21 protein-coding genes are annotated in these 23,783 nt (G+C 66.6%); 6 read left to right on the top strand and 15 right to left on the bottom strand.

All coding sequences use genetic code 11. The features are described from left to right. Positions 1-5: 5 nt before the first annotated feature. The 9 genes from V6X73_RS08560 to pilM form a co-directional block, all read right to left on the bottom strand. Complete coding sequence (locus V6X73_RS08560; protein ID WP_367959483.1) at positions 6-1,412, bottom strand: FAD-dependent oxidoreductase; 1,407 nt, start codon at positions 1,410-1,412, stop codon at positions 6-8. A 6-nt stretch (positions 1,413-1,418) separates the two neighbouring features. Continuing rightward, positions 1,419-5,882, bottom strand: coding sequence for a glutamate synthase large subunit (gene gltB / locus V6X73_RS08555; RefSeq protein WP_367959482.1), 4,464 nt, complete (start codon positions 5,880-5,882; stop codon positions 1,419-1,421). Between the two features lie 194 nt (positions 5,883-6,076). Then, complete coding sequence (locus V6X73_RS08550) at positions 6,077-7,249, bottom strand: deoxyguanosinetriphosphate triphosphohydrolase (protein ID WP_367959481.1); 1,173 nt, start codon at positions 7,247-7,249, stop codon at positions 6,077-6,079. Next, positions 7,242-8,336: a 3-dehydroquinate synthase gene (gene aroB / locus V6X73_RS08545; protein WP_367959480.1), complete on the bottom strand. Its 1,095-nt coding sequence runs from the start codon at positions 8,334-8,336 to the stop codon at positions 7,242-7,244. Before aroB ends, V6X73_RS08550 begins: the two co-directional genes overlap by 8 nt. Further along, positions 8,329-8,859 carry a shikimate kinase gene (locus tag V6X73_RS08540; protein ID WP_367959479.1) on the bottom strand — a complete coding sequence of 177 codons (531 nt, stop codon included), beginning with the start codon at positions 8,857-8,859 and terminating at the stop codon, positions 8,329-8,331. The genes aroB and V6X73_RS08540 overlap by 8 nt, the downstream gene beginning before the upstream one ends. Further along, positions 8,856-9,974, bottom strand: coding sequence for a type IV pilus secretin PilQ (gene pilQ / locus V6X73_RS08535; RefSeq protein ID WP_367959478.1), 1,119 nt, complete (start codon positions 9,972-9,974; stop codon positions 8,856-8,858). The genes V6X73_RS08540 and pilQ overlap by 4 nt, the downstream gene beginning before the upstream one ends. Positions 9,975-9,976: 2 nt before the next feature. Beyond that, a complete protein-coding gene (locus tag V6X73_RS08530) occupies positions 9,977-10,879 on the bottom strand; it encodes a hypothetical protein (RefSeq protein ID WP_367959477.1) in 903 nt (300 codons plus the stop codon). Then, positions 10,876-11,463, bottom strand: a complete 588-nt coding sequence (locus V6X73_RS08525; RefSeq protein WP_367959476.1) for a PilN domain-containing protein — start codon at positions 11,461-11,463, stop codon at positions 10,876-10,878. Before V6X73_RS08525 ends, V6X73_RS08530 begins: the two co-directional genes overlap by 4 nt. After that, positions 11,447-12,403, bottom strand: a complete 957-nt coding sequence (gene pilM / locus V6X73_RS08520; RefSeq protein ID WP_367959475.1) for a type IV pilus biogenesis protein PilM — start codon at positions 12,401-12,403, stop codon at positions 11,447-11,449. The genes V6X73_RS08525 and pilM overlap by 17 nt, the downstream gene beginning before the upstream one ends. An 81-nt stretch (positions 12,404-12,484) precedes the next feature. Between pilM and V6X73_RS08515 the strand changes: the two genes are divergently transcribed. Both V6X73_RS08515 and V6X73_RS08510 read left to right on the top strand, forming a co-directional pair. Then, positions 12,485-14,890 (top strand): penicillin-binding protein 1A, encoded by a 2,406-nt coding sequence (locus V6X73_RS08515; RefSeq protein ID WP_367959474.1) that lies wholly within the window; start codon positions 12,485-12,487, stop codon positions 14,888-14,890. Positions 14,891-14,909: 19 nt separating this feature from the next. After that, positions 14,910-15,521 (top strand): hypothetical protein, encoded by a 612-nt coding sequence (locus V6X73_RS08510; RefSeq protein ID WP_367959473.1) that lies wholly within the window; start codon positions 14,910-14,912, stop codon positions 15,519-15,521. Positions 15,522-15,528: 7 nt separating this feature from the next. Here V6X73_RS08510 and V6X73_RS08505 read toward each other — a convergent pair whose 3' ends face one another. Together V6X73_RS08505 and V6X73_RS08500 are read right to left on the bottom strand one after the other, a co-directional pair. Next, positions 15,529-16,827: a citrate synthase gene (locus V6X73_RS08505; protein WP_367959472.1), complete on the bottom strand. Its 1,299-nt coding sequence runs from the start codon at positions 16,825-16,827 to the stop codon at positions 15,529-15,531. Positions 16,828-16,897: 70 nt separating this feature from the next. Next, positions 16,898-17,161 carry a type B 50S ribosomal protein L31 gene (locus V6X73_RS08500; protein ID WP_367959471.1) on the bottom strand — a complete coding sequence of 88 codons (264 nt, stop codon included), beginning with the start codon at positions 17,159-17,161 and terminating at the stop codon, positions 16,898-16,900. Between the two features lie 199 nt (positions 17,162-17,360). Here V6X73_RS08500 and V6X73_RS08495 point away from each other — a divergent pair, with 199 nt between their 5' ends. Further along, positions 17,361-17,741, top strand: coding sequence for a SirB2 family protein (locus V6X73_RS08495; protein WP_367959470.1), 381 nt, complete (start codon positions 17,361-17,363; stop codon positions 17,739-17,741). 15 nt (positions 17,742-17,756) lie between these two features. On the opposite strand, the gene V6X73_RS08490 is transcribed toward V6X73_RS08495, so the two are convergent. Genes V6X73_RS08490 through rph form a run of 4 tightly spaced genes read right to left on the bottom strand, consistent with a single transcriptional unit; the run spans position 17,757 to position 20,421 of the window. Further along, on the bottom strand, positions 17,757-17,939 hold the full coding sequence (locus V6X73_RS08490; RefSeq protein ID WP_367959469.1) for a CPXCG motif-containing cysteine-rich protein: 183 nt from the start codon (positions 17,937-17,939) through the stop codon (positions 17,757-17,759). Continuing rightward, positions 17,936-19,108 carry a radical SAM family heme chaperone HemW gene (hemW, locus tag V6X73_RS08485; protein WP_367959468.1) on the bottom strand — a complete coding sequence of 391 codons (1,173 nt, stop codon included), beginning with the start codon at positions 19,106-19,108 and terminating at the stop codon, positions 17,936-17,938. Before hemW ends, V6X73_RS08490 begins: the two co-directional genes overlap by 4 nt. Beyond that, entirely contained in the window at positions 19,093-19,701 is a 609-nt protein-coding gene (rdgB, locus tag V6X73_RS08480; RefSeq protein ID WP_367959467.1) for an RdgB/HAM1 family non-canonical purine NTP pyrophosphatase, read from the bottom strand. The genes hemW and rdgB overlap by 16 nt, the downstream gene beginning before the upstream one ends. 3 nt (positions 19,702-19,704) lie before the next feature. Further along, complete coding sequence (rph, locus tag V6X73_RS08475; RefSeq protein WP_367959465.1) at positions 19,705-20,421, bottom strand: ribonuclease PH; 717 nt, start codon at positions 20,419-20,421, stop codon at positions 19,705-19,707. Between the two features lie 62 nt (positions 20,422-20,483). Between rph and gmk the strand changes: the two genes are divergently transcribed. The 3 genes from gmk (at position 20,484) to spoT (ending at position 23,765) form a co-directional block, all read left to right on the top strand. Then, the gene (gmk, locus tag V6X73_RS08470) at positions 20,484-21,131 is read left to right on the top strand and encodes a guanylate kinase (protein WP_367959464.1); all 648 of its coding nucleotides are present in this window, start codon (positions 20,484-20,486) and stop codon (positions 21,129-21,131) included. A gap of 62 nt (positions 21,132-21,193) precedes the next feature. Beyond that, the gene (gene rpoZ / locus V6X73_RS09575; RefSeq protein ID WP_367959463.1) at positions 21,194-21,586 is read left to right on the top strand and encodes a DNA-directed RNA polymerase subunit omega; all 393 of its coding nucleotides are present in this window, start codon (positions 21,194-21,196) and stop codon (positions 21,584-21,586) included. A gap of 10 nt (positions 21,587-21,596) precedes the next feature. Next, entirely contained in the window at positions 21,597-23,765 is a 2,169-nt protein-coding gene (gene spoT, locus V6X73_RS08460; RefSeq protein WP_367959462.1) for a bifunctional GTP diphosphokinase/guanosine-3',5'-bis pyrophosphate 3'-pyrophosphohydrolase, read from the top strand. Positions 23,766-23,783 lie beyond the last annotated feature (18 nt).

Here is a 23,783-nt window from a genome sequence, read left to right as displayed (position 1 = left end):
GCCGACTAGACCCCGATATGGGCCAGGATGCCCTTGGCGGCCTCACGACCCTCCCACACCGCGGTGACGACCAGATCCGAGCCGCGGACCATGTCGCCGCCGGCGAAGACCTTGGGGTTATCGGTCTGGAACGGGAACTTGCCCTGTTTCTTGACCCGGACCCGTTCGCGCTCATCGACGCCGATGCCGTGGTCCTCGAACCACTCCGGCGGGTTGGGCCGAAAACCGAAGGCGATGATCACCCGGTCGGCGGGGAGGACCTGCTCGCTGCCCGGGACCACCTCGGGCTGCCGGCGTCCGCGCTCGTCCGGCGCACCCAGCCGGGTTTCCACCACTTTGACGCCCTCCACCCGGTCATCGCCAACGATCTCGACCGGCTGGCGGTTGAAGAGAAACTCCACGCCTTCTTCCTTGGCGTTGTAGACCTCGCGGCGCGACCCGGGCATGTTCTGCTCGTCACGCCGGTAGGCACAGGTCACACTGCTGGCACCCTGGCGCAGCGCCGTGCGGTTGCAGTCCATGGCCGTGTCACCGCCGCCAAGGACCACCACCCGCTGGCCGGCCATGTCGATGAACTCGGACGGATCGTTCTCGAAGTCCATCAGCCGATTGATGTTGGAGACCAGATAGGGGAGGGCCTCGTAGACACCGCGCTTGTCCTCGCCCGGAAAGCCGCCGCGCATGTAGGTGTAGGTGCCCATCCCCAGAAAGACCGCGTCATAGTCGCGCTCCAGCTCTTCGTAGGTGATGTCGGTGCCGACATCCACACCCAGGCGGAACTCCACGCCCATGTATTCCATGATTTCGCGGCGCTTGGCGATGACCTCTTTTTCGAGCTTGAACGGCGGGATGCCGAAGGTCAGCAGACCGCCGATTTCGGGGTAGCGGTCAAAGACCACCGCCTCGACCCCGTTGCGCACCAGGATATCGGCGGCGCCAAGGCCCGCCGGGCCGGCGCCGACCACGGCGACTTTCTTGCCGGTGGCCACCACCCCGGACATGTCCGGGCGCCAACCCTGTTTGAAGGCCTCGTCGGTGATGTATTTCTCGACCGAGCCGATGGTGACTGCGCCGTAGCCGTCATTGAGCGTACAGGCGCCTTCGCAGAGGCGGTCCTGGGGGCAGACTCGACCACAGACCTCGGGCAGGCTGTTGGTTTTGTGCGAGAGCTCGGCGGCTTCGAAGAGATTGCCTTCGGCGACCAGCTTGAGCCAGTTGGGAATGTAGTTGTGAACCGGGCATTTCCACTCGCAATACGGGTTGCCGCATTCCACGCACCGGTCCGCCTGGGCGGCGGCATGCTCGCTGCTGAAGTCGCCGTAGATCTCGGAGAACTTCTGCACCCGCGCCCGGGCCGGCTCTTTGTCGGTGTCCTGTCGCGGGACGTCGATGAACTGAAAGTAATTGCCCATAGCTGATCAGGCTGCCTGCCGCAGCGTGTTGAGAACGTCATTGATATCGGCGGCCCGCGGCTTGACCAGCCAGAAGCAGCCGACGTAATCGCGGAAATTGTCCAGGATCTCCTGACCCCAGGCCGAACCGGTCTCGTCGACAAACTCGGTGATGGTGTCGCGCAGGAACTCCCGATGGGCGGTCATGGGCTCGGTCTGGATGCGACGGATATCGATGAGCTCGTGGTTGTAGCGATCGACGAATCGATTCTCCAGATCCAGCACGAAGCCGATGCCGCCGGTCATGCCGGCGCCGAAATTAAGCCCGGTGGGGCCGAGCACGCAGACCACGCCGTCGGTCATGTATTCGCAACCATGGTCCCCGACGCCCTCGACCACCGCATGGGCGCCGGAGTTGCGCACTGCAAAGCGCTCACCGGCCAGGCCGGCGGCGAAGAGCTTGCCACCGGTGGCGCCATAGAGGCAGGTGTTGCCGATGATGGTGGTGTCCTGGCTATTGAAGCGGCTGCCCCGCGGCGGACGGACAATGAGTTTGCCGCCGGCCATGCCCTTGCCGACATAGTCGTTGGCATCCCCGTCCAGGCACATTTCCAGGCCGCCGGCGTTCCAGACACCGAAACTCTGACCGGCGCTACCGGTGAGGTTGAGCCGGATCGGGTTGCCGCTCATGCCCAGGTTGCCGTGGCGTGCAGCGATTTCGCCGGAAAGCCGGGCGCCGATGGATCGGTCATCGTTGCGCACGGTGTAGTGGAACTCGCCGCCGCGGGCGGATTCGATGGCGCTGCGGGCGTCATTGACCATGCGCTCGGCGAGCTCGCCGCGGTCAAACGGCACATTGCTCGGTGTCATGCAGTGACGGGGCAGCGACGCGTCGAGCCCGCCATCGGAGAGGATCGGCGAGAGATCCAGCTTGGCCTGGCGGGGCGTCTCGGGCTCACGCTGCTCGAGCAGGTCCAGCCGGCCGATGAGCTCCTCGAGCGAACGTACGCCCAGTCGCGCCAGCCACTCGCGGGTTTCCATCGCCACAAAGGTAAAGTAGTTAGCGACCCGCTCGGGGGTGCCGACAAAATGCTTGGTGCGCAGGACCTTTTCCTGCGTCGCCACCCCGGTGGGGCAGTTGTTGAGATGGCAGACCCGCAGGTACTTGCAGCCCATCGCCACCATCGGCGCGGTGCCAAAACCAAAGCTTTCCGCCCCCAGAATGGCCGCCTTGATGACATCGAGGCCGGTCTTCAGCCCGCCATCGGTCTGCAGGCGGATCTTGTCGCGCAGGTCATTGGCCCGCAGCGTCTGATGGGTTTCGGTCAGCCCCAGCTCCCAGGGGGTGCCGGCGTATTTGACCGAGGTCAGCGGACTGGCACCGGTGCCGCCGTCGTAACCGGCGATGGTGATCAGATCGGCATAGGCCTTGGCCACACCGGCAGCCACGGTGCCGACGCCGGGCTCGGCCACCAGCTTGACCGAGACCAGCGCATCGGGGTTGACCTGCTTGAGGTCGTAGATGAGCTGGGCGAGGTCCTCGATGGAGTAGATATCGTGATGGGGCGGCGGCGAGATCAACGCCACACCGGGCTTGGAATAGCGCAGCCGGGCGATCATCTCGTTGACCTTGTGGCCGGGCAGCTGGCCGCCCTCGCCGGGCTTGGCGCCCTGCGCCACCTTGATCTGCAGCACCTCGGCGTTGCGCAGGTAATGCGGTGTGACGCCAAAGCGGCCCGAGGCCACCTGCTTAATCTTGGACATGCGCTCGTTGCCAAAGCGATGGGCGTCCTCGCCCCCTTCGCCTGAATTGGACCGCCCGCCCAGACGGTTCATGGCAATCGCCAGGGCCTCATGGGCCTCGGGTGAGAGCGCGCCCAGGCTCATGCCCGCCGAGTCAAAGCGCTGGAGGATGGCGGTGAGCGGCTCGACCTCGTCGAGCGGGATGGCCTCGGTCTCGCGGACCTGCAGCAGGTCCCGGAGGGCGGCCACCGGTCGGGTGTTCACCGTCTCGGCATAGGCTTTGTAACGCTCGTAGTCGCCGGTGTAGGCGGCTTCCTGCAGCGAGGCGACGACATCCGGGTTGTAGGCATGGTACTCGCCGCCATGGACGTACTTGAGCAGGCCACCCTGGGTGATCGGCTGGCTGCGCCGCCAGGCGGCTTCGTGCAGATCACGCTGGTCGGATTCGAGATCCTCGAACCCCGCCCCCTGGATACGCGAGGTGGTGCCGCTGAAGCAAAGGTCGACCACCTCATCGGCAAAGCCGACGATTTCGTAGAGCTGGGCGCCGCGATAACTGGTGATGGTAGAAATCCCCATCTTCGAGAGGATCTTGTACAGCCCCTTATTCAGCCCCTTGCGGTAGTTGCGCAGCAGATCACCGATCTCTGCGCCCTTGATCTCGCCGGTGCGCAGCTGATCCTGGACGATGTCATAGGCGAGATAGGGGTAGATGGCCGTCGCGCCGTAGCCGATCAGCACGGCACACTCGTGGCTGTTGCGCGCGGTCGCGGTCTCGACCACCAGGTTGGCATCGCAGCGCAGCCCGGTGCGGACCAGGTGATGGTGGACCGCGCCGGTGGCAAGCAGGGCATGCACGGGGATGCGATCCCGGGCCAGATGGCGATCGCTGAGCACCAGCAGTGTCGCCCCGGCGCGCACCGCCTTTTCGGCCTCATCGCGGATGCCCTCGATCGCGGCTCTCAGATCGCCATCACTGGCATAGCTCAAGTCGATGCGATGGACCGCGTTGTCCGGTTCATGCTCGCCGAGTAGTCCCTGGAACTTGCCATCCGAGAGGATCGGCGAGTCCAGCACCAGTCGCCGGGCATGGTCCTCGACCTCTTCGAAGAGGTTTTTCTCGGGGCCGAAGACGGTCTCCAGCGACATGACGATCTGCTCGCGCAGCGGATCGATGGCCGGGTTGGTCACCTGCGCGAACTGCTGTCGAAAATAATCGAATACCGAGCGCACCTGGCGCGAGAGCACCGGCATGGGGGTGTCATCGCCCATCGAGCCGACCGCTTCCTGGCCGCCCTGGGCCAGGGTGCGGGTGACGATGTCCCGTTCTTCGAAGGTCACGCCAAACTGTTTCTGGTAGACGTCGAGCTGGTCCGGATCCACCGGCTCGCGCTGACTGCCGGCCTCGAGCGCCGAGGGCACATCCCGCGAGTGCTGGGCCAGCCAGCGCTTGTAGGGGGCGCGGTTCTTGAGCCGCTCGTCGATGGCCTCGGGCAGTAGCAGCTCGCCGGTTTCGGTATCGGCGGCGAGCATCTCGCCCGGGCGCAGGCGGCCCTTCTCGACCACGTCCTCGGGCTGGTAATCCCAGACCCCCACCTCGGAGGCCAGGGTGATATGCCGGTCCTGGGTGATCACCCAGCGCGCCGGGCGCAGGCCGTTGCGGTCGAGTGCGCAGGCGGCGTGCCGGCCGTCGGTGAGCACGATGCCCGCCGGCCCGTCCCAGGGCTCGATGTGCTGCGAGTGGAACTCGTAGAAAGCACGCAGATCCGGGTCCATGGTCTCGACGTTCTGCCAGGCCGGCGGAATCAGCAGCCGCAGGGCGCGGAAGATGTCCATACCGCCGGTGATCAGCACATCGAGCATGTTATCCAGGCTGGAGGAGTCAGAGCCGGTGAGGTTGACCAGCGGCTGGATCGCATCGATGTCGGGCAGTAGCGGTGTCTCGAAGCGACAGGCCCGGGCCAGCGCCCAGTTGCGGTTGCCCTGGATGGTGTTGATCTCGCCGTTGTGGGCGAGATAGCGGAACGGCTGGGCGAGCCGCCACTGCGGCAGGGTGTTGGTGGAGAAACGCTGGTGGAATACCGCCAGCGAGGTCTCCAGGGCCGGGTCCTGCAAATCCAGATAGAAGGCCGCCAGATTCTCCGGCATGACCAGCCCCTTGTACGAGAGCACCCGCGCCGAGAGGCTTGGCACATAGAATGCCTCGTCGCTGCCGTCGAGGGCCTTCTCGGCCCGCCGCCGGGCCATGAAAAGCCGACGCTCGAACTCCGGCTCTTCCATTGTGTCGGGTCGGTTGACGAAGACCTGGTTGATCGCCGGCAGCGTTGCCAGTGCCTGCTCGCCGCAGGCGGAGCGATCCACGGGGATATCGCGCCACCCGGCGGCCGGGACCTGGTAGTGCGCCAGCGCCTCTTCGAGGGTTGCCCGCGCCGTCGCAGCGGTGGCCGGGTCGTGGGAGAGGAAGACACAGCCGGCGGCAAAATCGCTGGCAAGCGTCAGACCCTGGGCTTCGGCTACTTTGCGCAAAAACGCCAGCGGCGGTTTGATCAAAAGCCCGCAGCCGTCACCGCTTTTGCCATCGGCGGCCACGGCGCCGCGATGGGTGAGCCTGGCCAGCGCCGAGATGGCCGTATCGAGCAGCCAGTGGCTGGGTTGGCCATCCATGTGCGCAATCAGGCCAAAGCCGCAGTTGTCGTGCTCGAATTCCGGGCGGTAGAGCGTCGGGCGGGTGAACGGTAGCTGGCTCACGCGAACTGCCTCTCTTTTGCTGCGGGGAGCGGGCCGCGGCGTCGGGCCGCCATCCCCTGGGGGGACAGGCGGTTCGATCGGCTGCGGGGATCCCGGGGTCGATCCGTGGATCGCTCCCGTTTCATGGGCAAATGGTCGTCCAATATAGCTTGAGCGACCGGATCCGGCAACTTCGTCGGACCGGGTGGCGCCTTTCAGGTGAGCCGTTTGGGACTGGTCAGCCGCTCGTGCTCGTCAAGGGCATAGCGGTCGGTCATCCCCGCAATATAATCGGCCACCGCCCGGGCCTGGCCCCGTTCGCCGCGGCGCTCGGCGCGGGCGAGGGCCATCTGGCGGTTCTCGGGCGGCAACAGCCTTGTGTCGGCCATGAACAGCTCAAAAAGCGTATGGATGACCCGCGTGGCCTTGGTGGTCATGCGGTGGACGCGGTAGTGGCGGTAGAGGTTGTCGTAGAGGAAGCTCTTGAGCGCCCGGTGTTGGGCGTGCATCTCGGCGCCAAAGCCAATGAGCGGCTTCTCGAGCCGGCGAACCGCAGCCGGGCCGTCAATATCGGCGGTCGCGATGCGTCGGCGGCTTTCGGCGAGCAGATCCTCGACCTGCTGGGCGATCAACTCGCGGACGATGCGATAGATCAGCCGCCGACCGCCAAGCCCCGGATGGGCGGCATTGACGCTTTGACGGATCGCCGCCACCCACTCGACCTGGCAGAGCTGGTCGAGATCCAGCAGACCGGCACGCAGCCCGTCATCCACATCGTGGCTGTTGTAGGCGATCTCATCGGCGATATTGGTCAGCTGCGCCTCCAGCGAGGGCTGGGTGCCATCGATAAAACGCCGGCCGATGGCGCCCAGGGATTCGGCCTGATCCAGGGGGCAGCGTTTGACCAGCCCCTCGCGGGCCTCGAAGGTCAGGTTGAGGCCATCGAAGTCCGGATAGCGGGTCTCGAGCAAATCCACCACCCGCAGCGACTGCAGGTTGTGTTCGAAGCCACCGTACGGGGCCATGCAGGCATCCAGCGCCTCCTGCCCGGCATGCCCGAAGGGCGTATGCCCCAGGTCGTGGGCCAGGGCGATGGCCTCGGTGAGGTCTTCATTGAGCCCCATGGCCCGGGCGATGGTGCGCGCGATCTGGGCCACCTCGAGGCTGTGGGTCAGCCGAGTGCGAAACAGATCCCCCTCGTGATTGACGAATACCTGGGTTTTGTACTCGAGCCGTCGAAAGGCGGTGCTGTGGATGACCCGGTCGCGGTCGCGCTGGAAGGCGTTGCGCAGATCCGGTCTTTGTTCGGGATGACATCGACCCTCGCTGGCCGACGGCCGTGAGGCATAGATCGCCAGCCCCTGGGGGTCCGGGCCCATCTCAGTCATGGGCCGACTCCGTGAGGGTCGCCTCGAGGGCCTGGTCGTCATAGTCGGTGGTGACAACCGCCTCGCCCAGCGCCTTTAACAGCACCAGGGTCAGTTGCCCGTGGCGGTTTTTCTTATCCCTTGCCATGAACTCGCGGAACCGGGCTGTCGATAGATCTGCTGGCGGCGTGGTGGGCAGGCCGGCGCGCTCGATTAGCGCGGTGGCGCGCGCCTCGTCGGCGGGGCTGATCCAGCCCAGCCGACGGGACATGCCCGTGGCCATGCACATGCCGGCGGCGATGGCCTCGCCATGCAGCCAGTCGCCATAGCCGCGGGCCGCCTCGATGGCATGACCGAAGGTGTGCCCCAGGTTGAGCAGGGCGCGCTGGCCGGATTCGCGTTCGTCGGCGCTGACAATGGCCGCTTTGTTGCGACAGCAGCGGGCGACAAGCTCCGCGAGCACGCCCGGCTCGCGGGCCAGGGCCTCGTCCAGGTGGGTCTCGAGCCAGTCAAGAAACGCGGCATCCCCCAGCAGGGCATATTTGATGACCTCGGCCATGCCCGCGCGCATCTCGCGATCGGGGAGGGTGTCGAGCACCGACAGATCGGCCACCACCGCCCGGGGCTGATGGAAGGCGCCGATCATGTTCTTGCCCCGCGGATGATTGACCCCGGTTTTGCCGCCTACCGACGAGTCGACCATGGCCAGCAGGGTGGTCGGGATTTGCACGAACGCCACGCCGCGTTGGTAGGTGGCGGCCACAAAGCCGGCCAGATCGCCGATGACGCCGCCACCCAGGGCGATGACGGCGCTGTCCCGGCCCAGCCCGTTGACCAGCATCTCGTCAAAGACCGGCAGCATGGACTCGAGCCGTTTTTCCTGTTCGCCATCGGGCAGAACCGTGGCGATCACCTGGCGACCTGCCAGTCCGGCTTTGAGCGTATCCAGGTAGAGCGGGGCGACCGCCTCGTTGCTGACCACCATGACCGATTCGGCCGCGGTGGCGTTTTGCAAAAGCGCGCGGTCGGCGAGCAGCCCGCGGCCGATGTGGATGGGGTAGCTGCGTTCGCCCAGCTCGACGGTGAGTGTTTGTCGTGGCTCAGGCATGCACCGGCCCCGGCTGCTGCAGTCGATCGGCGAGTCGCTCGGCGACCCGCTCGGGGTTGCCATCTTCCGTGCCGACGATGACATCGGCAAGGGATTCATAGATGGGCCCGCGGGTGGCCATGAGCTCTGTCAGCCGGGTCTCGGGGTCCTCGCCCTGGATGAGCGGGCGGCTGCTGCCCCGGGTGCGTCGAAGCTGGGCGGCGACGCTGGTTTGCAGATAGACCACCACCCCGCGGGCGGCCAGGCGTTCGCGGTTGGCTGGATCGAGGACCGCGCCGCCGCCGGTGGCGAGCACCGTCGCCGGACAGCGAGTGAGCTCGTCGAGCAGCATGGCCTCGCGCCGGCGGAATCCGGCCTCGCCCTCGATGTCAAAAATCCGCGGGATATCGACACCGGTACGCGCTTCCAGCGCCTCGTCCAGATCCATGAAACCCAGCCCCAGGCGCCGCGCCAGCCGGCGGCCGATGGTGGTCTTGCCTGCCCCCATGGGCCCGATGATGAAAACGCGATCGATTGGTGTCATGACTCCGATTCTAACGCGTTCGGCCCCCCGGCCGTGCCCTCGAGTATGCGCGGGGTCACAAAGACCAGCAGCTCGCTGCGGTCGTTGACCCGGGTGCGGCGCTCGAAAAGCCCACCGACCACCGGCAGGTCGGCGAGCAGTGGCACGCGTTCGCGGCCCTCGCGCTGGGTTTTCTCGAATACACCGCCCAGCACGACCGTCTCGCCATCGGCGACCAGCACATTGGTCCGGACCGATTGGGTATTGATCGCCGGCCCCTCGGGGGTGTCCTCGCCGCGGCTGTCCTGGTTGACCGCCAGTTCGAGCTGGATCTGGTCATCCGGGGTAATCCGGGGGGTGACCACCAGCCCCAGCACCGCCTCACGAAAGGCGATGCTGGTGGCGCCGCTGGCGGTGGCCTGCTCGAAGGGGATCTGAACCCCTTGTTTGATCTCGGCCTGTTGATGACTGGCGGTGACCACCCGCGGGCTTGAGATGATCTCGCCGCGGTTTTCGCTCTCCATGGCGGAGAGCTCGAGTTGCAGCAGATAGCTGCCCACCTTGCCGATGGCCAACCCCGCCGACCCGGCGGCGTCGCCCGCCGGTAGATCCACCATCAGTCCCTCGTCGTCCAGCCGCCCGCCGCCGGAGATCACCGTTTCGCCGGCCCGGGTCTCGCGGCGCCAGCCAAACTCGACGCCGATCTCGTCGCTGAACCCCTCTGAGGCGATCACGATCCGCGCCTCGATCAGGACCTGGCGGACCGGCACGTCGAGTCGCTCGACAAGCGAACGGGCCGCGGCGATCTGCGCCGGGGTGGCGTGGAGGATCAACGTGTTGGTGCGGGTGTCGACGCGCACCGATTCGGCCTCGATGAGCTCGGCGAGTGCTTCGGCGCGGGCATATTTGACGGCCAGAAAGCGAGTCCGGGCATCGGCGGGCGCATCGCCGGCCGGCTGGGTCGGTGGCTGGCCAGCGCCGCTTTCGATGGCTTCGATTTGCTCGACCAGGGTGTCCACCGGCATGTCGCGGACATCCACACGCAGCGATTCATCGGCCGTGGCCCGCATCGATACGGCATAAATCACGATGGCCATTACCAGCAGACAGCGCCTTGAGGCGGTGAACACGCGCATGGTCAGCCTCCTTTTGCATGGCGATCGAGGATGGGCAAGCGGACGCGGCGGGTTTTGCCGGCGTTGTCACGTTGGCGAACGACAGCGGCATCCGGGCGTATGGCCTCCAGCACCCCACCCTCCCCGGGCAGCCGATGACCGGGCTGGAGCCGGTGGATGCGGCCGCTGCGGTCGCGGAAAAACGCCCACTGTTGCCGGCTGCCGCGGATCGAGCCCAGAAAGATCGGCATTGACCGGTCGGTGGCCGGGCGATGGGCCAGGGCGAAGGGGTCGGCAAGCGGCTCCAGGTCAGGCAACGGGCCCTCGCCAATGGCCGCGCCCCCCGGCGCAGTCACCGGATGGGCGAGCGAATGGGCGAGAAGCCGCAGTTCAAGGGCGATCGGCGGCTGGCCCGGCGGGGCGTCCGCGCCGGTCTGGTCGGCCCGGATCATCAGCCGCCCCGGCGAGGTGGCAAGCGGTGAATGCAGCCATTGCTCGAGGCTTTTGACAAGCGTTGGCCAGTCGCCGGAGATGGCGATGTGCACGGCCCGGTCGACGGGTTGGTCGGCACCGGTGGGGGTGGGGTGCAGGGCATTGATCTCGACCCCGGTGGGCGCGAGCTGGGCGGATACCCGTTCGATGAGCGGGGTGACCGCCGGGCTGTCCGGCAGCTCGAAGCCAAAGCCGTCGATGCGCCGGGCCAGCGCCTGGCGTTGCCGGCGAAGCGCTGCAAGGCGCTTGACCTCATCCTGTCTTGCCTCGAGCCTGGCCGCCAGCCGGGTTCGGGTCTCGCGGGCGTCGACAACCGCGTCCTTGAGCGGGGCGACACCGATCCACCACCCCGGCAGCGCGCCTAGCAATGTGCCCAGTACTACCGCCACGGCGATGGACCGGGACAACCGCCGCTCGACGACCGGCCACCTCACAGCTCGCTCCCCGCGCCGCTCGATGCGGCGTTTGCAGGCGCTCGGGTGAGGATCTTGGCGCGAAGCCGGAAGCCGAGTTCTCCGCCGCCGGCGTCAGGGTTGGGCGTGATCTGCACGACATCGGCCTGCTGCAGCGGATGCTGACGTTCAAGGCGCCGGGCCATCTTTGCCGCATCGGTGGGCTGTCGGGTGAGGCCCTCGACGCTGAGCTCCCCGGGCGTGATGACAATACGGCGTAGCCGGGCCTTTTGAGGGCGACTCTGCACGGCCGCCGCCAGGCCCGTCTGGATGGCCCGGCGATCCCGCCGGATGGCGGTTTTGTGGTCGAGCCGTCGACGCAGCGTCTCGATAGCCTGCTCGAGCGCTTCGACCCTGGCGAGCTTGCCAGCAAGCCCGTCGATTGATTGCTCCAGCTCGGCCACGGCGCGGCGATGGCCATCCAGGGTCTGGCCCACCTGGCCTGCGATGATGCCGGTCACGGCGACGGCCAATGCGGCGGCGCCCAGCAGACAGCTGCCGGCGATCCGTCGCCGCCGGCGTCGTTGCCGGTCGCGCCAGTCCAGCAGGTTAACGCCAATGGGCATGGCAAGACCCCAGATGCAGTGCCAGTCCAAGGGCAACCGGATAGCGATGCGGCTGCGCGATCCGCGCCGGGTCGCTGTCTTCGGTCGATAGTGCCGAAAACGGCTCGGCGATGCGGGTTGGCAGCCGTGTCCGTTGGGCCAGCGACTCGGCCAGCGGCGGGCAGGCCCGGCCACCGACCAGAAGGATCCGGTCCACCGCCCGGGCATGATCGAGCCCCTGGTAGACGGACAACGCCAGGCCCATTCGTTGGGCAACCGCATCGGGTGTGTCCGGTTGGGGTGGGCCGTGATCCTGGTCGTGGATCAGGCTATCCCCGTCACAAACGCTGAAACGCAGCCGGTAGCCGGCGTCCACCACCCCGGTGATGCCCTCGTGCCCGTCCGGTGCGGATAGGCGCAGTGCCCGGGCAATGGCGTGGGATTCCACATCGACCAGGGGACAACGCCAACCCAGCGCTTTCATGGCCTCGACCCGCCAGGCCACGTGACTGCGCCGCCCGGCAACCACCTGCCAGGGCCGGTTGTCATGCGCATCAAGTGCGCTGTCATCCGCTCGATAGTCCACGCAAAAATCGGACACCGACTCGGGCAGCAGCTCGGCCATGGCGAGGCCGATCCGTGTATCTACCGCGCGATGGGAAATCCCCGGGGGCAACGACACAGACCGGGTGGCGATCCCCTCGACCGGAACGGCGACCGCGGCGACGGGGTCGTGGATATCGATCTCGGCGGCGGCCTGGTCGAGCGCGGTCAATAGCCACTCGCGATCCGGCTTTGCCTGCCCATCGCCTGGTTGCTCGGGCCCGGGCTGGCTGCTCCAGCCCACCAGCCTTGGCGTGGGGCCGGGCGCGAGGGCCACCAGGCGAACCCCGCTGCGGCCGATATCCACACCCAGGTGGATCGGCGTGCGCCGTCGAATCAGCGGAAGTGACCAGCGCATCAGTCACCCGCCGGACAGCGGCCGTCATCGTGGCGGTGATATACTGACCACCGGCAGCATCCATTGCGCATCAAGGCTTCCATGTCACGCATCATCCGGCTCTCCCTGCAGGCAATCGCTGGCCTCGCGGCACTGGCCCTTCTCGCCGGGGCGGGACTGGTGATGGCCTACATCCTGCTGGCGCCGAGCCTGCCCAGTGTCGAGGAGGTGCGCAGCGTCGAGCTTCAGGTGCCGTTGCGCGTCTACACCCGCGATGGCGAGCTCATCGACGAGTTCGGGCAGATGCGACGGACGCCGGTGTCGCTTGCCAACGTCCCGACAACCCTGCAACAGGCATTCATCGCGGCCGAAGACCAGCGCTTCTATGTGCATCCGGGGGTAGATTATCAAGGCATCATCCGGGCGGTCTGGTACCTGGTTCGCACCGGCGAGAAAGGCCCCGGGGGCAGCACCATTACCATGCAGCTCGCCCGCAACCTGTTTCTCACCGCCGAGCGGACCTATCTGCGCAAGCTGCGCGAAATCCTGCTGGCACTGCGCATCGAGCAGGAGCTCGAAAAGGCCACCATCCTCGAGCTCTATCTCAACAAGATCTACCTGGGACAGCGCGCCTACGGCGTAGCCGCCGCCGCCGAGGTCTACTACGGCAAGCCCCTGGCCGAGCTCACCCTTGCGCAGCAGGCAATGATTGCCGGCCTGCCCAAGGCGCCTTCGGCCTGGAATCCGTTGGCCAACCCCGAACGAGCGCTGCAACGCCGGGCCTATGTGCTCGGGCGGATGCGCGAGAGCGGCTTTATCCAGACCGAGCGCTACGAGCAGGCCATGGCGGCACCGATCACCGCCGCCTACCACGGCCGACGTCGGACGGTGGATGCGCCGTTTGTCGCTGAGATGGCCCGGGCCTGGATGGTCGATCGGTACGGCCAGCAGGCCGCCTACACCGGTGGCTACGAGCTCTACACCACCGTGACCCGCGAGCGTCAGCGTGCTGCCCGACAGGCGCTGCGTGACGGGTTGCATGCCTACGACGAGCGCCACGGGTATCGGGGTATGCTGGATGAACTCTCCCCCGAGCTGCTCGAGGCCGACCGCGAGCAGCTGCTGGCGCGTCTGGATGACTACAACCGACCCGGGGATCTGGCGGTGGGCCTGGTCGAGGCGGTGGACGGGCAACAGGCCAGTCTGCTTTTGCATGATGGGCAGCGCATCACCCTGGGCTGGGCGGGGTTGTCCTGGGCTCGCGCGCAGCTGGGCCGGAATGCCATGGGGCCAAATCCCGAGGCGGCCGACGACGTTCTGGTGCCGGGGGATGTGGTGTATCTGCGCCAGGCCGAGGGGCAGTGGCGTCTGGCACAGGTCCCCGAGCCGCAGGCGGCGTTGGTGTCGCTGGACCCGGAGACCGGCCGGATGGAGGCGCTGGTGGGGGGGTATGACTTTGCCCGCAGCAAGTTCAACCGCGCCACCCAGGCAGCGCGCCAGCCCGGCTCGTCGTTCAAGCCGCTGATCTATTCCGCCGCCCTGGCCAATGGCCTGACCCCGGCCACGCTGGTCAACGATGCCCCGGTGGTCTTCCCGGATGCCTCGCTCGAGGATGTCTGGCGGCCCGAGAACTACAGTGGCCGGGTGTTCGGGCCCACCCGGCTGCGCGAGGCGCTGACCTTCTCTCGCAATCTGGTCTCGATTCGGGTGCTGCGCCGCATCGGTGTCGATGCGGCGATCGAGCATATCCGCCGCTTTGGCGTGCCGGGCGACCAGCTGCCACGCAACCTCTCGCTGGCGCTCGGCTCGGCGGAGATCACGCCGATGGCGCTGGCCCGGGCCTATGCGGTGTTCGCCAATGGCGGCTATCGGGTCAAACCCTATCTGGTCGAGCGGGTGGTGGATAATAACGGGGTCGATCAGTTCCGGGCCTGGCCGCGCCGGGCCGCCGAGCCGGAGGCCATCCGCCCGGCCGAGCCCGGTCGCACCGGGCCACAGCGGCCGGCGTTCCGGCCCGCCGAACGGGCCATTAGTGCCGAGAATGCCTGGCTGATGCGCTCGATGCTGCGGGATGTGGTCGAACGGGGCACCGCCCGATCGGCCCGGGCGCTGGGCCGAGGGGATATTGCGGGCAAGACCGGGACCACCAATGAGCAACGGGACGCCTGGTTTTCGGGGTTCAATGGTGATCTGGTGAGCACCGTATGGGTGGGGTTCGACGAGCTGCAAACCCTGGGGCGTTACGAGACCGGCGGCCGGGCGGCGTTGCCCATCTGGATGGACTATATGGACGCGGCCCTGCAGGGTATTGATGAGACCGAATGGCCCCGGCCGGAAGGGCTGGTGACGGTGCGAATCGATCCGGAGACCGGCGAGCGTGTCGGTGGCGGGTCCGAGGGAGCGGTTTTCGAGACCTTCCGCCGCGAGAATGTCCCGTCCCGGTCGGCCCGGGCGCAGGCCGAGTCCCGCGACGGCGATGACGCCGGGTCCGAGGCACCCATTTTCTGACAAAGGGGGGCAGCCAGGCATGGCAAGGGGAAAGGCAAGCCGCGACGCCCGCATGCGCGAGCGCTTGACCCAGGAGGCGGCCCGCATCATGGCCGTGGAGGGGATCCGCGATTTCTCACAGGCCAAACGCAAGGCAGCCCTGCATCTGGGCGCGCCCGCCACGACCAACCTGCCGCAGAATCGCGAGATCCAGGCGGCGTTGCAGGAGTATCAGCGCCTTTTCGGTGGCGCGCGCCAGGTCACGGCGCTGCAGACCCTGCGCGAGGCGGCGCTGGAGGCGATGGACTTTTTTGCCGCGTTCAAGCCACGGCTAGTGGGCTCGGTGCTCGATGGCACCGCCGGCCCGGACAGTGCCGTGGATCTGCACTGTTTTGCCGACACCCCCGAGGATGTCGTGCTGTTTTTAATGGATCAGGGCGTGCCCTTTGACACCGAAGAGCAGCGGCTTCGCTTTGATGATCACTACGATTTCGTGCCGGTCCACCGCTTCGTGGCCGGCGATGTCCCGGTGAACGTCGCAGTCTTTACCGGTCGGGGGCGGGCCCATCCGCCGCGCAGCCCGGTGGATGGCCGACCCATGCAGCGCGCCGGCCGCGGCGAGCTGGAGTCACTCATCGCGGCCGAGGCCTGAGCCCGGTTCAGTTGCGGCGGTGCAGGGGCGTGTAATCGCGGCGCGCGGCCCCGGTGTAGAGCTGCCGGGGCCGGCTGATGCGCTGCTCCGGGTCTTCGAGCATCTCGATCCACTGCGCGATCCAGCCCGGCGTCCGGCCAATGGCAAACAGCACGGTGAAGAACTCGGTGGGGATTCCCAGCGCCCGGTAGATGATGCCCGAGTAGAAATCAACGTTGGGATAGAGCTTGCGCTCGACAAAATAGTCGTCCGCCAGGGCGATCTCTTCGAGCTTCATGGCGAGCTCGAGCTGCGGGTCGTTGGCCACCCCTAGCTCGTCGAGGACCTCGTGGCAGGTCTTGCGGATGATCGTCGCCCGCGGGTCGTAGTTTTTGTAGACCCGATGGCCGAAGCCCATCAAGCGGAACGGATCGTTTTTGTCCTTGGCCTTTTCAATGAACCGCGGCACCTGATCGACGGTGCCGATCTCGCTGAGCATGTTCAGCACGGCCTCGTTGGCGCCCCCGTGGGCCGGGCCCCAGAGTGCGGCACACCCCGATGCGATGGCCGCGAAGGGGTTGGTGCCGGTGCTGCCGGCCATGCGCACCGTTGATGTGCTGGCGTTCTGCTCGTGGTCGGCATGCAGGATGAGCAGCTGATCGAGGGCTTTTTCGGCCACCGGGTTGATCTCGTATTCCTCGCTGGGCCGGGCGAAGAGCATGTTGAGCAGGTTGCCGGTGTAGGACAGCCGGTTCTGCGGATGGACAAACGGCTCGCCCACCATGTGTTTGAACGAGGCCGCCGCGATGGTCGGCATCTTGGCGATGATCCGGTGGGCGCTGAGCATGCGGCTTTCCGGATCGTTGATATCGATGGTGTCGTGATAGAACGCCGACAGCGACCCCACCACGCCGGTGAGCATGGCCATTGGATGGGCGTCGTGGTGGAAGCCGTTGAAGAAAATCCGCAGGCTTTCGTTGACCAGGGTGTGCCGGGTGATGGTGTCATCGAACTGCTCGAGCTGTCGTTTGTCGGGCAGCTCGCCGTTCAACAACAGATACGAGACCTCAACAAACGAGCTCTGCTCGGCGAGTTGTTCGATGGGGTAGCCGCGATAGAGCAGCACGCCCTGGTCGCCATCGATGAAGGTGATGTCACTCTGGCAACAACCGGTGGAGGAGTAGCCCGGGTCGTAGGTGAAATAGCCCAGATCGCTGTGGAGCGAGCGGATATCGACCAAATCCGGCCCATGCGTGCCGCTGCGCACCGGTGCTTCGCTTTGCTTGCCGGTGGCGTTGTCGGTGATGGTAACGGTCTTGTCGGACATGCTAACTCCTCCGCGTGGCGCCTGGCGCCGCTATGTCATTGATACTCCCGCGTGCCGGCCGGCGGAGCGCTTAGCCCCGGCCGCCCTTGGCCATCGAGCCGTAACGCTTGCGGAACTGGTCCACTCGGCCGCCGCTCGAGAGCACCCGCTGCTTGCCGGTGTAGAACGGATGACTGGCGCTGGAGATCTCGACCTTGACCAGCGGGTATTCGTTGCCGTCCTCCCACTGAATGGTGTCATCGGTCTGCACCGTCGAGCGGGTCAGAAAGGAGAAATCCGAAGAAATGTCCTGAAACACAACTTCGCGGTACTCGGGGTGGATATCTTTTTTCATGGCGCTTCTCGGGACGCTGGTTTTCAGAGCGCGGTATCTTAGGCCCTCGACGGGACGGGTACAAGAGACCATGCTGCGGTGCATCGACATCCACCGGCCGGCCGGGACGGCCGACGGGCGCTGTGACAGCGGCGGCGCCAGCAGGTAGCCTACCGCCGCTGGACGTTGTGTCTGTCACCGGGATCGTCAGGAAAACGCTATGCTCTACATCGGCCTCAACCATCTGCACACCACCGTCGTTACGCTGAGTCTTCTGCTCTTTGTGCTGCGTTTTGGACTGGTGACGGCCGGATCGGATCTGGCATCGCGCAAGTGGCTGCGCATCACCCCGCATGCCATCAATACCCTGCTGCTGGTCACCGCCTTTGGGGTCGCCTGGGCGGGCTGGAACTACCCGGCGGTCCTCCACGGCTGGATCAACGCCAAGGTGCTGGGGCTGATCGCCTACATCGCCCTGGGTGTGCTGGCGTTCAAGACCGAGCGGTCGCTGGGTGCCCGGGTGGGGTATTTCATCGGCGCGTTGGTGATCTATGGCTATCTGGTCGCCGTGGCCCTGGCGAAATCGGCCTGGCCGTTCTGAACGGCCCGCGCCGGGTTACTCGTCATCCCGGCGGGTATCGATGACCGGCCCGTCCGGGGTGACGGTCAGCCGGCATTCGATGGGTCGGCAACAGACCTGACAGTCTTCGATGTAGGCCTGATCGCCGGCGCTGCCGTCGGCCAGCGTCGTGAATGACTCACCGCAGTACGGGCAGTGGATGGTGACTTCTTCGATCATGCGCCGGCCCCGTCGGTGTCGAGGAAAAGCCCCAGCAGGTCGTTAAGATAGCGCTGCCCCCGGGGTGTGGCCCGCAGGATGGCCGGGTCGTCGCTTATCCAGCCCCGCGTCCGGGCGATGCCCAGCCCCGGTTCAAAATCCTCACGCCGCAGTCCCGTGCGCGCCAGGGCCTGGTCCATCGGTGTCCCCTCGGTCAGGCGCAGGGCATTCATCAGATACTCAAGGGGCCGCTCGGGGGCCTCGACCCAGCGGCATTCCGCCAGGCCCTGCGGGGTCCCCGCCACCGCCTGGTACTGGCGTGGAAAGCGCAGCCGGCTGTAGCGCCTGATCCCCCCGTGGCGGTCGGTCAGCTTGCCGTGGGCACCGGCGCCGATCGCCAGGTAGTCACCGAACGCCCAGTAGTTGAGGTTGTGACCGCATTCCTCGCCGGGCACCGCCCAGGCAGAGACCTCGTAGCGATGCAGGCCGTGTTCGCGGATGCGTTCGGCACAGGCCGCCTCGATATCGGCCAGCGCGTCCTCATCAGGCAGTGCCGGGGGCCGGTTGTGGAACGGGGTGCCGGGTTCGAGGGTGAGCTGGTAATGGGAGAGGTGGCGGATGCCCAGATCGAGGATGCGCTCGACATCCTCGAGGGCCTGCGCCGGGGTCTGGGCGGGCAGGCCGTGCATGAGATCGACATTGATGCGCTCGAAGCCGGCGGCATGGGCGCTGTGGATGGCGGCCACCGCCTCGGCGCCGCCATGGATGCGGCCAAGGCGCCGAAGATGCGCATCGTTGAGGCTTTGCACCCCCATGGAGATGCGGTTGACCCCCGCCGCCCGATAATCGGCAAAGCGTTGGGCCTCCACCGTCCCGGGGTTGGCCTCGAGGGTGATCTCGGCATCCGCGGCCATGCAGAGCCGCTGGCCCAGGCCATCCAGTAGATCCTGGATGGCCTCGGCACTGAAAAGGCTGGGCGTCCCCCCGCCAATGAAAACCGTCTCGATGAGACGTCCCGACGCTGCGTCGGCCTCGGTGTCGGCGTCCCGCAGCAGCGCGTTGAGGTATTCACGCTCGGGCAGCGTCCCTTTGAGGGCGTGGGAGTTGAAATCGCAGTAGGGGCATTTCTGCACGCACCACGGCAGATGGACATAGAGCCCCAGCGGTGGCGGGATCAGTTGGCTGTCCACTCCGCCTCCAGACGCCGACGAAGGGCCTGCAGCGCCTGACCCCGGTGGCTTTGGCGGTTTTTCTCGGCGGCCGGCAACTCGGCGGCGGTACAGCCCGATGCCGGCAGATAGAAATGCGGGTCATAACCGAACCCGCCGTCGCCCTGCGCCGTCTCGATCAACTGCCCGCGCCAGCGGCCCTCGGCAATCAGCGGTGCCGGATCGTCGGCGTGGCGCATCAACGCGATCACGCATCGGTAATGGGCAACCCGCCCGTCCGGGCCAAGGTTGAGGAGCGCGTCTACTAGTCGCGCATTATTGGCCCGGTCATCGGCCTCGTCGCCGGCCCAGCGCGCCGAGCGCACCCCGGGGGCCCCGTCCAGGGCCGGTATCTCCAGGCCCGAGTCGTCGGCAAGGGCCGGCAAGCGGGTATGCAGCGCGGCATTGCGGGCCTTGATGATGGCGTTTTCGATAAAGGTGGTGCCGGTCTCGGCGGCGGTCGGCACATCGTAAAACGACTGGGGGCGCAGCTCGGTGACCAATCCGCTTAGCAGTTGCTGGAGTTCGGCCAGCTTGCCGGCGTTGCCACTGGCCACCACGAGCCGTTCGATCATTCCTCAGGCCTCCAGTGCCTTGCGCTGCTCGGCGATCAGCCGGTCAATGCCATCGCTTGCCAGATCGAGCATGCTCTCGAGCTCGGGCCGGCGAAAGGCATGCCCCTCGGCGGTGCCCTGGATTTCGATGAAATGCCCGGCGTCGTTCATGACCACGTTCATGTCGGTCTCGGCGTCCGAGTCTTCGGCGTAGTCGAGATCGAGCACGGCGGTGCCGTTGTGGATGCCCACCGAGATGGCCGCCACCTGCCCGTGCAACGGGTTGCGCCGGACCTGGCCGGCTTTCATGAGGGTCTGGATCGCGTCGGCCAGCGCCACATACCCGCCGGTGATCGAGGCGGTCCGCGTCCCGCCGTCGGCCTGCAGGACATCGCAGTCAACCACGATGCGGCGCTCGCCCAGGGCTTCCAGATCCACCACCGCCCGCAGCGAGCGGCCGATCAGCCGCTGGATCTCGACCGTCCGGCCCTGCTGGCGGCCCCGGGCGGCTTCCCGGTCGGTCCGGCTGCCGGTCGCCCGGGGCAGCATGCCGTATTCGGCCGTGACCCAGCCACGATTGCTGTTGCGAAGCCACGGCGGGACGCGCGCTTCGACCGAGGCGGTGCATAGCACCCGGGTGTTGCCAAACTCCACCAGCACCGAGCCCTCGGCGTGCTGGGTAAAGCCCCGGGTGAGGCGGATCGGGCGAAGTTCATCGGCGTTGCGGCCACTGGGGCGCATGGGCGTCTCCTGGTGTTGATCGGACAGTGCGAAAATCAGCCGGTCAGGGTAGCATTCCCGGGATGGAAACGGACATCTCAGGCACGCTTTACATCGTCTCGGCGGCCTCCGGGGCGGGGAAGACCTCGTTGCTGCGGGCGTTGATGGACCGGGATCCGAGGTTGGTGATCTCGGTCTCGCACACCACCCGCGCGCCGCGGCCCGGCGAGGTGGATGGCCGGGACTATCATTTTGTCGATGATGCCGCGTTCAGCGGCCTGGTCGAGGCCGGGGCATTCCTCGAGCATGCCCGGGTGTTCGATCGGCGCTATGGCACCACCCACGCAGCGGTCGAGGCCGATCTGGCGGCGGGGCGGGATGTGCTTGTGGAAATCGACTGGCAGGGGGCGCGGCAGATCCGTGAGCGGCTCGAGGAGACCGTCTCGGTGTTCATCCTGCCGCCGTCCCGCGCGGCGCTCGAGGCGCGGCTGCGCGGCCGGGGTCAGGATAGTGAGGCGGTCATTGCCGATCGGATGCGCGCAGCGGTCAGCGAGATGCGCCACTGTAACGAATACGACTATCTGGTCTGGAATGACGATTTCGACACCGCCCTGGCCGATCTCGAGGCGATTGTACGGGCAAGACGACTGCGCCGGGCGCGGCAATTCCACGACCACGGCGATACGCTCGGGTCGCTGACCGATGGGGCCATCGCCGGCCCCCCTGTCTGATCGCTCGGCATTGCGCTAGACTCGGCATCAAGGAAAGTTTGTAAGTTCTGGAGGTTGCCGCGATGGCACGAGTGACGGTCGAGGACTGCCTCGATACGATTGATAACCGTTTTGAGCTGGTGCTGGCCGCGACCCGGCGGGCACGGCAGGTCGCCCACGGCCATGAGCCCTTCGTGGCGTGGGAAAACGACAAGCCCACGGTGGTTGCGCTGCGCGAGATTGCCGACGGGTTTGTCACCTCGGAGATTCTCAACGCCGAGGCCGAAGCCGCCGAGGCGCTGGGTGCCCTGGAAGAGACCGAGCCGGCGGCAGAAGCCGACGCCGACATGCCGGCCGATGAGGTAGCAGGCGAGGCGGAAGCCGCCGCCGACGAGCCGTCGACCGAAGCCTCCGGGGCAGACGAGGAGGCTGCCGAGCCGGGTGAAGAAGAAACCGGGGAAAAGCCGGCCGACTGAACCGGCATCCATGGCAAGCAGCGACGCGGCGGTCAAACGGCAGACAGCGGGTTCCGATGCCGCAACCCGCGCCGCTGACCTTTGCACGCTGCTCGAAGACTATCTCGAACCCCGCCAGGTCCAGCAGGTTTATAAGGCCTACCAATTCGGCGCGGCGGCCCATGAGGGGCAGCGGCGCCTCTCCGGCGAACCCTATATCACCCATCCGCTGGCAGTGGCCAGGACGCTGGCCGAAATGGGCCTGGACGCCGAGAGCCTCTGCGCGGCGATCCTCCATGACGTCATCGAGGATACGCCCACCGCCAAGGCAGAGATTGCCGAGGCCTTCGGCGCCGAGGTGGCGCAGCTCGTCGACGGCGTCTCCAAGCTCACCCAGATCAACTTTCGCAGCAAGGCCGAAGCCCAGGCCGAGAATTTCCGCAAGATGGTCATGGCCATGTCCCATGACATCCGGGTCATCCTGATCAAGCTCGCGGACCGGCTGCACAACATGCGCACGATCTTTGTCATGCCGCCGAGCAAGCGGTCACGCATCGCGCGCGAGACCCTCGAGATCTATGCCCCCATTGCCCAGCGTCTGGGGATCAACAGTGTGCGGATCGAGCTCGAGGACCTGGGGTTTGCCGCGCTCTATCCCATGCGCTACCGGGTCCTCAAAGAGCGGGTCCGACAGCAGCAGGGGTCGCGCCGCGAAATCCTCGATACCGTGCGCCATGCGCTCGAGGAAAGCCTGACCGAAGCCGGGATCAAGGGGCGCGTGATCGGCCGCCAGAAGCATCTGTGGAGCATCTACCAGAAGATGCGCAGCAAACAGGCGGGTTTTGACGACATCTTTGATGTCTACGGGTTTCGGGTGGTGGTGGCGGATGTGGATACCTGCTACCGCGTCCTGGGCCACTGTCACGGGCTCTACAAGCCCTTGCCGGGCCGCATCAAGGACTACATCGCCATCCCCAAGATCAACGGCTATCAAAGCCTGCACACCACACTGGTCGGGCCGCGCCGCATCCAGGTCGAGGTCCAGATCCGCACCGCCGAGATGGATCGGGTGGCCGAGGCGGGGATCGCCGCCCACTGGCTCTACAAGGACGCCGATACCGCCCACAGCGTCGCCCAGACCCGGGCCCGGGAATGGGTCCATGGCCTGGTGGAGATGCAGGAGAGCGCCGGCAACCCGATCGAATTCATCGAAAACGTCAAAATCGATCTGCTGCCGGATGAAATCTACGTCTTCACCCCCGGCGGCGACATCATGGAATTGCCCAAGGGCGCCACGGTGGTGGACTTTGCCTACATGGTCCACTCGGAAATCGGTGATGCCTGCATTGCCGCGAACATCGATCATCGGCTCGCTCCGCTGCGGACCCCGCTGGAGACCGGGCAGACGGTCGAGATCATCACCGCGCCCATCGCCCGCCCCAACCCGGCATGGCTGGATTTTGTGGTCACCGCCAAGGCCCGGGCGGCGATCCGCCAGCGGCTCAAGCGCCTGCAGGGCGCCGAGGCGGCCGACCTCGGCCGGCGCCTGGTCGAGCAGGCGCTCAATGCCATGGGCCTGACCCTGGGGCAGATCGGCCCGGCCCAGATCGAGGAGGCGCTGGAGGCGCTGGCCGCGGACGATCTGGATGCGGTGCTCGAAGAGGTGGGCCTGGGCCGTCGCATGCCCTGGCTGGTGGCGCGTCATCTCTCGGGTGTGGATGATGGCGCCGCCGAAACCGACCGCTCCGAGGCCGGCGGCGCGTTGATGATCCGTGGCAACGAGGGGGCGGTGATGACCTTCGCCCGCTGCTGTCGACCCATCCCGGGCGACCCCATCGTCGGCTTTGCCAGCGCCGGCCGCGGCGTTGTCATCCACCACCAGGATTGCAACAACATCCGCGAATACCGCAACCACCCCGAAAAATGGGTGGATGTGCAGTGGGACCCTTCAACCGAAGGCGGCTATCCCGTGGCGGTCGACCTGGAGGTGATGAACCGACAGGGGGTCCTGGCGAGTGTCGCTGCGGTCATCTCGGATCTCGACTCCAACATCGATGCCGTGCAGATCGAGGAAAAGGAAGGGATGATCGCCACCATCAGACTGGTCATGGATGTCACCGATCGCGTCCATCTGGCGCGTATCATGCGCCGACTGCGCGGGCTGGCCGCTGTGCTGCGGATCGCCCGCCGGCGTGGATAATCGCATTCTTTTCAACCG

Source organism: Spiribacter pallidus, assembly GCF_040838495.1.
In the GTDB taxonomy this organism is placed as follows: Bacteria; Pseudomonadota; Gammaproteobacteria; order Nitrococcales; family Nitrococcaceae; genus Spiribacter; species Spiribacter pallidus.
The sequence above is the reverse complement of the archived record's forward strand: the minus strand, read 5'-3'. Positions and strand labels throughout refer to the sequence as shown.